This is a genomic window from Streptomyces sp. NRRL S-337 (genome assembly GCF_000720175.1).
GTDB classification, from domain to species: domain Bacteria; phylum Actinomycetota; class Actinomycetes; order Streptomycetales; family Streptomycetaceae; genus Streptomyces; species Streptomyces siderophoricus.
The window spans coordinates 1-11,793 of record NZ_JOIX01000083.1; the positions used below are offsets into that span (position 1 = coordinate 1).

9 protein-coding genes are annotated in these 11,793 nt (G+C 69.7%); 2 read left to right on the forward strand and 7 right to left on the reverse strand.

What is annotated here, in order from left to right; translation table 11 throughout:
- Positions 1-195: 195 nt before the first annotated feature.
- The 3 genes from IG62_RS0134825 to IG62_RS0134835 all read right to left on the reverse strand — a co-directional run bounded on the left by IG62_RS0134825 (position 196) and on the right by IG62_RS0134835 (position 3,589).
- Positions 196-528 (reverse strand): DUF4233 domain-containing protein, encoded by a 333-nt coding sequence (locus tag IG62_RS0134825; protein ID WP_030812993.1) that lies wholly within the window; start codon positions 526-528, stop codon positions 196-198.
- 2 nt (positions 529-530) lie between these two features.
- Positions 531-2,045: a bifunctional tetrahydrofolate synthase/dihydrofolate synthase gene (gene folC / locus IG62_RS0134830; RefSeq protein WP_030812995.1), complete on the reverse strand. Its 1,515-nt coding sequence runs from the start codon at positions 2,043-2,045 to the stop codon at positions 531-533.
- An 89-nt stretch (positions 2,046-2,134) separates the two neighbouring features.
- Complete coding sequence (locus IG62_RS0134835) at positions 2,135-3,589, reverse strand: peptidoglycan D,D-transpeptidase FtsI family protein (protein ID WP_030812997.1); 1,455 nt, start codon at positions 3,587-3,589, stop codon at positions 2,135-2,137.
- A 316-nt stretch (positions 3,590-3,905) separates the two neighbouring features.
- Here IG62_RS0134835 and IG62_RS0134840 point away from each other — a divergent pair, with 316 nt between their 5' ends.
- Positions 3,906-5,087 (forward strand): membrane protein, encoded by a 1,182-nt coding sequence (locus IG62_RS0134840; RefSeq protein ID WP_037840062.1) that lies wholly within the window; start codon positions 3,906-3,908, stop codon positions 5,085-5,087.
- Here IG62_RS0134840 and IG62_RS0134845 read toward each other — a convergent pair.
- Positions 5,053-7,674, reverse strand: a complete 2,622-nt coding sequence (locus IG62_RS0134845; protein ID WP_030813001.1) for a valine--tRNA ligase — start codon at positions 7,672-7,674, stop codon at positions 5,053-5,055. The two genes, IG62_RS0134840 and IG62_RS0134845, sit on opposite strands and share 35 nt — an antisense overlap.
- Positions 7,675-7,837: 163 nt before the next feature.
- Here IG62_RS0134845 and IG62_RS0134850 point away from each other — a divergent pair, with 163 nt between their 5' ends.
- Complete coding sequence (locus IG62_RS0134850) at positions 7,838-8,776, forward strand: hypothetical protein (RefSeq protein WP_030813004.1); 939 nt, start codon at positions 7,838-7,840, stop codon at positions 8,774-8,776.
- A gap of 110 nt (positions 8,777-8,886) precedes the next feature.
- Here IG62_RS0134850 and clpX read toward each other — a convergent pair whose 3' ends face one another.
- The 3 genes from clpX to IG62_RS0134865 all read right to left on the reverse strand — a co-directional run bounded on the left by clpX (position 8,887) and on the right by IG62_RS0134865 (position 11,689).
- Positions 8,887-10,170: an ATP-dependent Clp protease ATP-binding subunit ClpX gene (gene clpX / locus IG62_RS0134855; protein WP_030813007.1), complete on the reverse strand. Its 1,284-nt coding sequence runs from the start codon at positions 10,168-10,170 to the stop codon at positions 8,887-8,889.
- A gap of 171 nt (positions 10,171-10,341) precedes the next feature.
- Positions 10,342-11,019 (reverse strand): ATP-dependent Clp protease proteolytic subunit, encoded by a 678-nt coding sequence (locus tag IG62_RS0134860; RefSeq protein ID WP_030813010.1) that lies wholly within the window; start codon positions 11,017-11,019, stop codon positions 10,342-10,344.
- Between the two features lie 67 nt (positions 11,020-11,086).
- Positions 11,087-11,689, reverse strand: a complete 603-nt coding sequence (locus IG62_RS0134865) for an ATP-dependent Clp protease proteolytic subunit (RefSeq protein WP_030415517.1) — start codon at positions 11,687-11,689, stop codon at positions 11,087-11,089.
- Between the last annotated feature and the right edge of the window lie 104 nt (positions 11,690-11,793).

The window sequence follows — 11,793 nt, forward strand, 5'->3', positions numbered from 1 at the left end:
TTGTTCGTGGACGTAAAGCGACAGCAGTCCACGAACAAGGCCCCGGAGGCCCGTCACCGCACCCACCACAAACCCAGCCCGCCGCAGGCGCAACGGCGAACAACACCCGCGGCGGGACGGCGAGCTACGTGCGGGGCGCCGCAAAGCGCAACGGCGAGCAACCCCGACGGCGGGACAGCCAGGTACGTGGGGAAATCAGGCAGCGGCAGCGGCAGCGGCCTTCGCCGCGTCCACCTTGCGGCCGAAGTGGACCGAGGCCCACCACAGGGCGGCGAAGACGGCGCCGAGGAAGAACATCGTGGGGATGACGAAGCCGCTGGCGATGAGGGCGATCTGGAGGGCCCAGCCGAGCTGGACGCCGCCGGGGCGGGTCAGCATGCCGCACAGCAGGAGGCTGAGCAGCATCGCGATGCCGCTGACCGTCCAGATCGTGGCCGTCGGGATGTCCGTCAGCTGCATCGCGACCAGGCCGGCGAAGCCGATCACGAAGAATTCGCCTATCAGAGTGCCCGCGCAGAGCGTGCGCATGGTCAGTTCCTTCCCAGCAGCAGTCGGGCCTCGCCGACCGTGATCACCGAGCCCACCACCAGCACGCCCGCACCGGAGAACTCGCCCTCTTCCTCCGCGAGGGTGATCGCCGCCTCCAGGGCGTCGTCGAGCCGCGGTTCGACCTGGACCCGCTCGGCGCCGAAGACCTCCACCGCGACGGCCGCAAGCTCGTCCGGATCCATCGCACGATGGCTGGAATTACGCGTCACCACGACCTCGGCGAAGATCGGCTCGAACGCCTCCAGGACTCCGCGGACGTCCTTGTCGTCGCTGGTGCCGACGACGCCGATCAGCCGGCTGAAGCCGAACGCCTCGGTGACCGCCTCGGCCGCGGCCCGGGCGCCGGCGGGGTTGTGCGCGGCGTCCAGCACGACCGTCGGGCTGCGGCGGACGACCTCCATCCGGCCCGGCGAGGCGACCGCGGCGAACGCGGAGCGGATGGTGTCGATGTCGAGCGTGCGGGCGTGGTCCGAGCCCACACCGAAGAACGCCTCGACCGCGGCGAGCGCCACCGCGGCGTTGTGCGCCTGGTGGGCGCCGTACAGCGGGAGGAAGATCTCCGGGTACTCGCCGCCCAGGCCGCGCAGCGTCAGCATCTGCCCGCCGACCGCGACCTCACGGGAGAGCACCCCGAACTCCATGCCCTCACGGGCGACCGTGGCGTCCACCTCGACCGCGCGCTTGAGCATCACCGACGCCGCGTCGACCGGCTGCTGGGCCAGCACGACCGTGGCGTCCTTCTTGATGATCCCGGACTTCTCGCCGGCGATCTGCTCGGGCGTCTCGCCGAGGCGGTCGGTGTGGTCGAGGGAGATGGGGGTGATCACGGCGACGTCGCCGTCGATCACGTTCGTCGCGTCCCAGGTGCCGCCCATGCCGACCTCGACGACCGCGACGTCCACCGGGGCGTCCGCGAAGGCGGCGAAGGCCATGGCCGTCAGCACCTCGAAGAACGACAGGCGGTACTCCTGCTGGCCGTCGATCATCTCCAGGTAGGGCGCGAGGTCCCGGTACGTCTCGATGAAGCGCTCGGCGGAGATCGGGCTGCCGTCCAGGCTGATCCGCTCGGTGATCGACTGGACGTGCGGGCTGGTGTACCGGCCGGTGCGCAGGTCGAAGGCGCCCAGCAGCGCCTCGATCATGCGGGCGGTGCTGGTCTTGCCGTTCGTGCCGGTGATGTGGATGGACGGGTACGCCCGCTGGGGCGAGCCCAGGACGTCCAGCAACGCCACGATCCGCTTCACCGACGGGTCGAGCTTGGTCTCGCCCCAGCGGCCCGCCAGCTCCTCCTCGACGGCCCGCAGCGCGCGGTCGACCTCGGGATCGGCCGGCCGGGCGGGGATCGGGTCCCCCTGCGGCGGTCCCGCCTGGGCGCGCAAGGTCCGGCTGCCGGCCTCGATCACCGCCAGGTCGGGGTCTCTGTCGGTCTCCGCCTCGACCAGGCCGTCGAAGGCGTCGGTCGGGTCGGGGTCGTCGTTTCGGGGGCGCTCACTCACGACGACAAGTCTACGAGGCACCTGTGACAGCGCCGCGCTGCGTCGCCCCCGCCCGCCGCGCGCCGCGCCGGCCCGCCGGGAAGTCCCCGCTAGCCCAGTGCCGCCTTCATCATCGCCCGCGCCACGGGGGCCGCCAGTCCGTTTCCGGAGACCTCGTTGCGGGCGGCGTGGCCGTCCTCGACCATCACGGCCACCGCCACCTGGTGCCCGTTGCCGTCCTCCGCGTACGAGACGAACCACGCGTAGGGCGTACCGCTGTTGTCGACGCCGTGCTGGGCGGTGCCGGTCTTGCCGCCGACGGTCAGTCCGCCGATCTTCGCGTTCGAGCCGGTGCCCTGGTCCACCACCGTCTGCATCGCGGACCGCAGCTGGGCGGCAGTACGGCCCGACATGGTCCGGCCGCCGCGGTACGCCGCCGGCTCGTTCTGCTGGACGGTGTTGCCGCCGCCGTCGGTCAGCCGGTCGACCAGCTGCGGGCTCTTCAGCTCGCCCCCGTTGGCGATGGCCGAGGCGACCATCGCCATCTGGAGCGGGGTCGCCTGGTCGTTGAACTGGCCGATCCCCGAGAGCGCGGTCTGCGCCTGGTCCATGTCGTCCGGGTAGACGCTCTTGGCGGCGCGCACCGGGGTGTCCACCTTGCCGTCGTTGAAGCCGAACTTCTCGGCCTGCGCCTTGACCTTGTCCTTGCCCAGGTCGACGGCCATCTTCGCGAACACGGTGTTGCAGGAGTACCGCAGAGCGGTGCGGATGGTCGCGTTCTTGCAGGGCGCGGCGGTGTTCTCGTTCTTCAGCGTGGTGCGGGTGTGCGGGAGGGTGTACGGGTCGGGGCTGTCGGTGTGCTCGTCGACCGAGGAGTACAGGCCGTTCTCCAGCGCGGCCGCGGCGACCACCAGCTTGAAGGTGGAGCCGGGCGGCAGCGGCTGCCGCAGCGCCCGGTTGACCTCGGGGTGATCCCCGTCGCCGGACATGCGCTGCCACGCCTTCTGGTCGGCGGCGGAGGACCCGGCGAACTTCCCCGGGTCGTACGACGGGGTGCTGACCATGCCGAGGATCCGCCCGGTGGCCGGGTCGAGGGCGACGGCCGCGCCCTTCTTGCCGTCCAGCGCCTGATAGCCGGCCTTCTGCACCTTGGCGTCGATGGTGGTGGCCACGTCGCCGCCCTTGGCCCGGGTGCGGGTCAGCGCGTCGGCGGGGCTCTGCAGGCGGCTGTCGGAGCCGTCGAGGAGGTCGCCGTAGAGGCTCTCCAGCTGGTTGCTGCCGAAGATCTGCGAGGTGAAGCCGGTCACCGGGGCGTAGAGCGGGCCGTCCTTGTAGGTGCGCTTGTACTTGAGGGTGGAGGAGGTGGCGGCGGAGCCGGTGACCGGCTCGCCGCCGACGAGGATGTTGCCCAGCGGCGCCGCGTACTTGCCGATGGTCACCCGCGGATTGTGCGAGTCCTCCTTGTAGTCACTGGCCTTCGCGCCCTGGATCCAGGTGGCCCAGCCCATCAGTGCGAGTATCAGGGCGAGGCAGAACACCGAGACCCGGCGCAGTGGCTTGTTCATGGGGCGCGGCTCCTGGGACGGGGCGGGCGGTTTCCGCCGGACTCCGACAATCCGGCGCTCCGGCATCCGGCATCCGGCATTCCGGTCCACCGTGCCTCGCCTTCATGAGAACGCGATGAGAACGGTCTTAACGGGCCGAATCGGCCGGACCTGCCCGGCCGGGACAACTTTCCGCCCCGCTTCGCCCTCTTCCACGGCGGGCTGTCCGGCTCCCCCGCACCCCAAAGGCGCCAGCACGGCCCACGGGAGCGCGCGACAGGACGACGGCGAACGGGAAAGCAGGAGCTGAACAGGCGTGCCGGCAATCAGTCAGCGGATGCATTTGGTGCTGCTCACCGCCTGGACCGCCCTGTGGTTCGCGGTCGTCGAACCGCACGGCGGCTTCTCCTGGCACTACCTGCGCACCGGCGGCGAGCTGATCTACCAGGGCACCGCGGGCGACGGCACCGGCGGACTCAACCTCTACGCGCACCACCCCGAGCTCCAGATGGGCCCGATCAGCTTCCTGACCGCCGGGCTGTTCAACCCGTTTCCCGAGGCCACCGGCCAGTTCCTCGCCGCGGCCCTGATGTCGCTGCTCGGCCTGGTCATAGTGGTCCTGGCCGGGCGCAGCGCGGCCCACCACTTCCTGGGCACCGGCACCAACCACCAGCGGCTGCGGCAGCGCGTCCTGATCGCCGGGCTGGCCTTCATCCCGATGTGGATCGAGGTCGCGGTCCGCTTCGGGCACCTCGACGACGTCCTCGCCCTGTTCTTTACCGCCCTCGCGGTACGCGCCGTCACCCGCGGCGACGCCGCCCTCACCGGCGCCTGCCTGGCCCTGGCGATGGATTCCAAGCCCACCGCCCTGGCCTTCGTCCCGCTGCTGCTCGCGCTGCCGCGGGAGAAGTGGCTGCGGGCCGGCCTGTGGTGCGCGGGCCTGGTGGCCGTCGCCTGGCTGCCGTTCTTCCTCGGCGACCCGCAGTCGTTCGCCGCGGCGAAGTTCGCCATCCCCAACCATCCGGCGTCCGCGCTGCGCTGGCTGGGCGTCGGCGACCCGGAGACCCCCGGCTGGGACCGCCCGGCACAGGCCGCCCTCGGGCTGACGCTGGGCGCGATCGCCGTCTGGCGGGGCCGCTGGGCGGCCGTGGTCCTGCTCGGCGCCAACGCCCGGATCGTCCTCGACCCCAGCGTCTACACGTACTACACGGCGTCGGTGCTGCTCGGCACCCTGCTGTGGGACGTGATCGGCCAGCGCCGCCTGGTCCCCTGGTGGAGCTGGCTCGCGCTGCTGATCCTCTACGGCAGCGTCTTCGCGATCCCCGACGACTCGGCCCGCGGGCTGATCCGCCTGGGCTTCGTGGCGGTCTCCACGGCGTATGTGCTGCTCTGGCCGGTCCGCGAACGGGGGCAGCGGGGACGGGGGCGGGGACGCCGCAGGCCCCCCGCCCGTACGGACGAGGGGCCTGCGGCGGGGAACGGTGCTACACCTGGGGCAGAGCCGCCAGCTGCGCGGTGATCCGCTCGATGTCGGCCTCCGCGGTGCCCAGCCGGCCGCGGATCTTGTCCACGACCTTCTCGGGCGCCTTGGCGAGGAAGGCTTCGTTGCCGAGCTTGGCGGTGGCCTGCGCCCTCTCCTTCTCGGCGGCGGCCAGGTCCTTCGTCAGCCGCTTGCGCTCCGCCTCGACGTCGATGGCGCCGGACAGGTCGAGCGCGACCGTGGCGCCCGCGACCGGCAGCGAGGCGGTGGCGTGGAAGCCGTCACCTGCCGGCTGCAGCCGCAGCAGCGCCCGCATCGCGGCCTCGTGCGGCGCCAGTGCCGTACCGGACAGCTCCAGCCGGGCCGGGACCTTCTGGCCGGGCTGCAGCCCCTGGTCGGAGCGGAACCGGCGGACCTCGGTGACGACCTGCTGAACGGTCTCGATCTCCTGCTCCGCGGCCGCGTCGCGGAAGCCCGAGTCCGAAGGCCACTCGGCGATGACGAGCGACTCACCGCCGGTCAGCGTCGTCCACAGCGTCTCGGTGACGAACGGGACGACCGGGTGCAGCAGCCGCAGCGTGACGTCCAGGACCTCGCCCAGGACCCGGCGCGACGCCTCGGCGGCCGGCCCGCCGGCCATGAAGGTGGTCTTGGACAGCTCGACGTACCAGTCGAAGACCTCGTCCCAGGCGAAGTGGAAGAGGGTGTCCGACAGCTTCGCGAACTGGTAGTCGTCGTAGTACGCGTCGACCTCGGCGACGACCGAGTTCAGCCGGGAGAGGATCCACCGGTCGGTCGCCGACAGCGCTTCCGCGGGCGGGAGTTCGCCCTCCACGGTCGCGCCGTTCATGAGCGCGAAGCGGGTGGCGTTCCAGATCTTGTTGGCGAAGTTGCGGGAGCCCTGGACCCAGTCCTCGCCGATCGGCACGTCGACACCCGGGTTGGCACCGCGGGCGAGGGTGAACCGGACGGCGTCCGATCCGTAGGCGTCCATCCAGTCCAGCGGGTTGACCGCGTTCCCGAACGACTTGGACATCTTCTTGCCGAACTGGTCACGGACCATGCCGTGCAAGGCGATGGTGTGGAACGGCGGGGTGCCGTCCATCGCGTACAGCCCGAACATCATCATCCGGGCGACCCAGAAGAACAGGATGTCGTAGCCGGTGACCAGGACGGAGTTCGGGTAGAACTTCTCGACGCTCGGGGTCCGTTCGGGCCAGCCGAGCGTGGAGAACGGCCACAGGCCCGACGAGAACCAGGTGTCCAGGACGTCGGTGTCCTGGTGCCAGCCCGCACCGCTCGGCGGCTCCTCGTCCGGTCCGACGCAGACGACCTCGCCGTTCGGCCCGTACCAGACCGGAATGCGGTGACCCCACCACAACTGTCGGGAAATGCACCAGTCGTGGAGGTTGTCCACCCAGCCGAAGTACCGCGACTCCATCTCCTTGGGGTGGATCGCGACCTTGCCGTCCCGGACCGCGTCCCCGGCCGCCTTCGCCAGCGGGCCGACCTTGACCCACCACTGCATCGACAGCCGCGGCTCGATGGTCGTCTTACAGCGCGAGCAGTGCCCGACGGAGTGGGTGTACGGGCGCTTCTCGGCGACGATCCGGCCGTCCGCGCGCAGCGCGCCGACGATCGCGGAGCGGGCCTCGAAGCGGTCCAGGCCCTGGAACGGGCCGTGCGCCGTGATGACGCCCCGCTCGTCGAGGACGGCCAGGTTGGCGAGGTCGTGCCGCCGTCCGATCTCGAAGTCGTTCGGGTCGTGCGCCGGGGTGACCTTGACGGCGCCGGTGCCGAACTCCGGGTCGACGTGCTCGTCCGCGACGACCGGGATGCGACGACCGGTCAGCGGCAACTCGATCTCGGTGCCGACGAGATGGGCGTACCGCTCGTCGTCGGGGTGGACGGCGACCGCGGTGTCACCGAGCATCGTCTCGGCGCGGGTGGTGGCGACGACGATCGACGCGTCACCCTCCCCGTACCGGATCGACACCAGCTCGCCGTCGTCGTCCTGGTACTCCACCTCGATGTCCGAGATGGCGGTCAGACAGCGCGGGCACCAGTTGATGATGCGCTCGGCGCGGTAGATCAGCTCGTCGTCGTAGAGCCGCTTGAAGATCGTCTGAACGGCCTTGGACAGCCCTTCGTCCATCGTGAACCGCTCGCGCGACCAGGCGACGCCGTCACCGAGCCGCCGCATCTGCCCCGAGATCTGGCCGCCGGACTCGTTCTTCCACTGCCAGACGCGCTCGACGAACGCCTCCCGGCCGAGGTCGTGCCGCGAGACGCCTTCCTTGGCGAGCTCGCGCTCGACGACGTTCTGGGTGGCGATACCGGCGTGGTCCATGCCCGGCTGCCACAGCGTCTCGTAGCCCTGCATCCGCTTGCGGCGGGTGAGGGCGTCGATCAGCGTGTGCTCGAAGGCGTGGCCCAGGTGGAGGCTGCCGGTGACGTTCGGCGGCGGGATGACGATCGTGTACGGCGGCTTGTCGCTCTTCTCGTCGGCCTCGAAGTAACCCCGCTCTACCCAGCGCTCGTACAGCGGCCCCTCTACATCGGCCGGCGTGTACTGAGTCGGCAGTTCGGGGGCGCTGTGGTTGCTCTGCTGAGTGTTCTCGGTCACGACGGACAGTGTACGGGCGCCCATGTAGCAGCTTCGAATCGGTTTCGCCCCCGGGGCACCGGCTGTCGGCGGCGTCGTACAGGATGTCGGCAGCGCATAAACACCGCAGAACTTCACACGCAGAATTTCAACTGTCTTCAGTTGTCACGAGGGGAACCGCTCCATGAGCTTCAACCAGCCGCCTCCCGGCCCGTACGGGCAGCCCCAGCAGCCCGGCCCGTACGGCCAGCCGCAGCAGCCGCCGGCCCCCCAGCCCGGTTACGGCTATCCGCAGCAGGGCGGCCAGGTGCCTCCGCAGCAGGGCTACGGCTATCCGCAGCAGGCCCCTCAGCAGGGCTACGGCTACCCCCAGCAGCCCGCCCAGCCCGCCTACGGCCAGCAGCCCCCGTACGGCGGCCAGCAGACCCCCTACGGCGTCATCCCCCAGGGCCCCGAGGAGTCCGGCGGCAGCGGCAAGAAGATCGGCCTGATCATCGGCGCCGTCGCCGTCGTCGCCGCCATCGGCGTCGGCGCGTACTTCGTCTTCGGCTCGGGCGGGGACGTGAAGCCTTACACGATCTCGATGCCGGAGAAGCTGCTGAACGGGCAGTTCTCGAAGGCGGAGACCCCTGGTGCCGGGGGCACCGAGGACCTCGCCAACGACAAGGAAGCCAAGGCGATGGGCATCACCAACGCCAAGGGGGTCGGGGGCAGCTACAAGGCCGACGGCGGGCTGACCATGAGCCTGCACGGCGTCTACGGCGAGATCGCCGACCCCGAGGGCACGGTGAGCCAGATGTTCGCCAAGGTCGACGAGAACCAGAAGAAGACCATGGGGAACGCCAAGGTCGAGGACGTAACTTCAACGACCGAGTACTCCCCCGATGACTTCGACGGTGCCGTGATGAAGTGCCGGACGCAGAAGTTCACCGTGTCGCAGAGCGGCATGTCCGTGCCCGTCACCGTCTCCACCTGCATCTGGGGCGACAACAGCGCCATCGGCGCCGTCACGATGGCCGCCGCCCCCTCCGCCTCCGGCGGCACCACCGCCACCACCCCCGGCGCCGAGGAACTCTCCGAGAAGACCGCCAAGATCCGCAACGAGGTCCGCAAGGAGAAGTAGCCGCCCCGTACGCCGTCTGTGGGGGACGGCGGCACGGACCCGTTACACAGGAGAGCCGCCCGGCAGCGAGCAAGCTGCCGGGCGGCTCTCGTACGTCTGGTGGGCGCGGGCTACGCGCTCTTCTCCTGGGGCTCGCCCGAGTCGCCGCGGGTGCGGGGGACGAGGGTCGGGTTCACGTTGGAGTGGACGACGTCCTCGGTGATGACGACGCGGGCGACGTCCTTGCGGGACGGGATCTCGTACATCACCGCCTGGAGGACCTCCTCCATGATGGCGCGCAGGCCGCGGGCGCCGGTGCCGCGGAGGATGGCCTGGTCGGCGATGGCCTCCAGGGCCGGGCGGTCGAAGTCGAGCTCCACACCGTCGAGTTCGAAGAGGCGCTTGTACTGCTTGACGAGCGCGTTGCGCGGCTCGACGAGGATCTGCAGGAGCGCTTCACGGTCGAGGTTGTGGACCGAGGTGAGGACCGGGAGCCGGCCGATGAACTCGGGGATCATGCCGAACTTGACCAGGTCCTCCGGCATGACGTCCTGGAGCTGGTCCTTGGACTCGATCTCCCGCTTGGAGCGGATCGTCGCGCCGAAGCCGATGCCCTTGGCGCCGGACCGGGCCTCGATGATCTTCTCCAGGCCGGCGAAGGCACCGCCCACGATGAACAGCACGTTCGTCGTGTCGATCTGGATGAATTCCTGGTGCGGGTGCTTACGGCCGCCCTGGGGCGGGACCGAGGCGGTGGTGCCCTCCAGGATCTTCAGCAGCGCCTGCTGGACGCCCTCGCCGGAGACGTCACGGGTGATCGACGGGTTTTCGCTCTTCCGGGCGACCTTGTCGATCTCGTCGATGTAGATGATGCCGGTCTCGGCCTTCTTGATGTCGAAGTCCGCGGCCTGGATCAGCTTGAGGAGGATGTTCTCGACGTCCTCGCCGACATAACCGGCCTCCGTCAGCGCCGTGGCGTCGGCGAACGCGAAGGGGACGTTCAGCATCCGGGCGAGGGTCTGCGCGAGCAGGGTCTTGCCGGAGCCGGTGGGGCCGAGCAGCAGGATGTTGGACTTGGCGAGCTCGATGCCCTCATCGCCGCGGCCGGGGCCGTTCTCGCCCGCCTGGACCCGCTTGTAGTGGTTGTAGACGGCGACCGAGAGCGCCTTCTTCGCGGGATCCTGGCCGACGACGTAGCCGTTCAGGAACTCGTAGATCTCCCGGGGCTTGGGAAGCTCTTCCCAACGCACCTCGGAGGTCTCGGCGAGCTCCTCCTCGATGATCTCGTTGCAGAGATCGATGCACTCGTCGCAGATGTACACACCAGGTCCCGCGATGAGCTTCTTCACCTGCTTCTGGCTCTTTCCGCAGAATGAGCACTTGAGCAGGTCGCCGCCGTCACCGATGCGTGCCACGAGGTGCTTCCCCTTCGCCTGGGATCCGCATTGCTCCAACGGACCCGGGTGCTTGCCTATCGACGGTACCTTGCCGGGCCCCCCGTACGGGCCCCCCTTGGACCGACTCGGTTCACTCGATCCCGAACCGGTCCAAGGAGGCAACGCTCCGGCGCGTTGTGCGCGAAACCGCTAGCCGATCGAGACGGACGACTTGCGCGTCGAGACGATCTGGTCGACCAGACCGTACGCCAGGGACTCCTCGGCGGTCAGAATCTTGTCACGCTCGATGTCATCGCGGATCTTCTCGATGGGCGTCGAGGAGTGCTTGGCCAGCAGGTCCTCCAGCTGGGTGCGCATCCGCAGGATCTCGTTGGCGGCGATCTCCAGGTCGGAGACCTGACCGCGGCCGGTCTCGCTGTACGGCTGGTGGATCAGCACCCGGGCGTTCGGCAGCGCCATCCGCTTGCCGGGCGTGCCGGCCGCGAGCAGCACGGCCGCGGCGGAGGCCGCCTGGCCCATGCAGACCGTCTGGATGTCCGGCTTCACGAACTGCATCGTGTCGTAGATGGCCGTGAGCGCCGTGAACGAGCCGCCGGGGCTGTTGATGTAGATCGAGATGTCGCGGTCCGGGTCCATCGACTCCAGGCACAGCAGCTGCGCCATGACGTCGTTGGCCGAGGCGTCGTCGATCTGCACGCCGAGGAAGATCACTCGCTCCTCGAACAGCTTCGCGTAAGGGTCGTACTCGCGCACACCCTGGGACGTGCGCTCGACGAAGCGCGGGACGATGTATCGGGACTCCGCGCGCGCGCCGGAAAACTCGGACTCCGGGCGCTGGTAGAAGTCGCTGCCGGGGAAGTTGTTCATCGTGGTGTTCACCGTCCTGGTGGCGATCAAGTGGGCTGGGGTGGCTGAGGGGCGAGTGGTACGGGGCTCAGGCCCCGGTGCCGCCCCCGCCCGGAACGCCGGCGGCGGAGGTCATCACCTCGTCGATGAGGCCGTACTCCTTGGCCTCATCGGCGGAGAACCAGCGGTCGCGGTCGGAGTCCTGGGTGATCCGCTCGACCGTCTGACCGGTGTGGAAGGCCGTCAGCTCCGCCATCCGCTTCTTGGTGTGCAGCAGCCGCTCGGCGTGGATCTTGATGTCCGACGCGGAGCCGGCCAGGCCCGCGGAGGGCTGGTGGATGAGGATCTCGGCGTTCGGCAGTGCGAAGCGCTTGCCCGGCGTGCCGGCGCTCAGCAGGAACTGGCCCATGGAGGCCGCGAGGCCCATCGCGATCGTCACCACGTCGTTCTTGATGTACTGCATGGTGTCGTAGATCGCCAAGCCGGCCGAGATCGAGCCGCCCGGGGAGTTGATGTAGAGGAAGATGTCCTTGTCCGGGTCCGCGGCGAGGAGAAGCAGCTGCGCGGTGATCTTGTTGGCGATGTCGTCGTCGACCGGCTGGCCGAGGAAGATGATCCGCTCGCCGAGCAGCCGGTTGTAGACCTGGTCGCCGAGGCCACCGAAGGTCGGCTCAGCGGCGGCGGAAGGCATCGGGATCGTCACGTGTCCACCTGCTCGTTGTCGGACGGCTCGGGGCCGTCACAGCGTCGTCTTCTGGGGCGCGGGGATTCGGGCGCCGTATGTCGCCCCGGCGC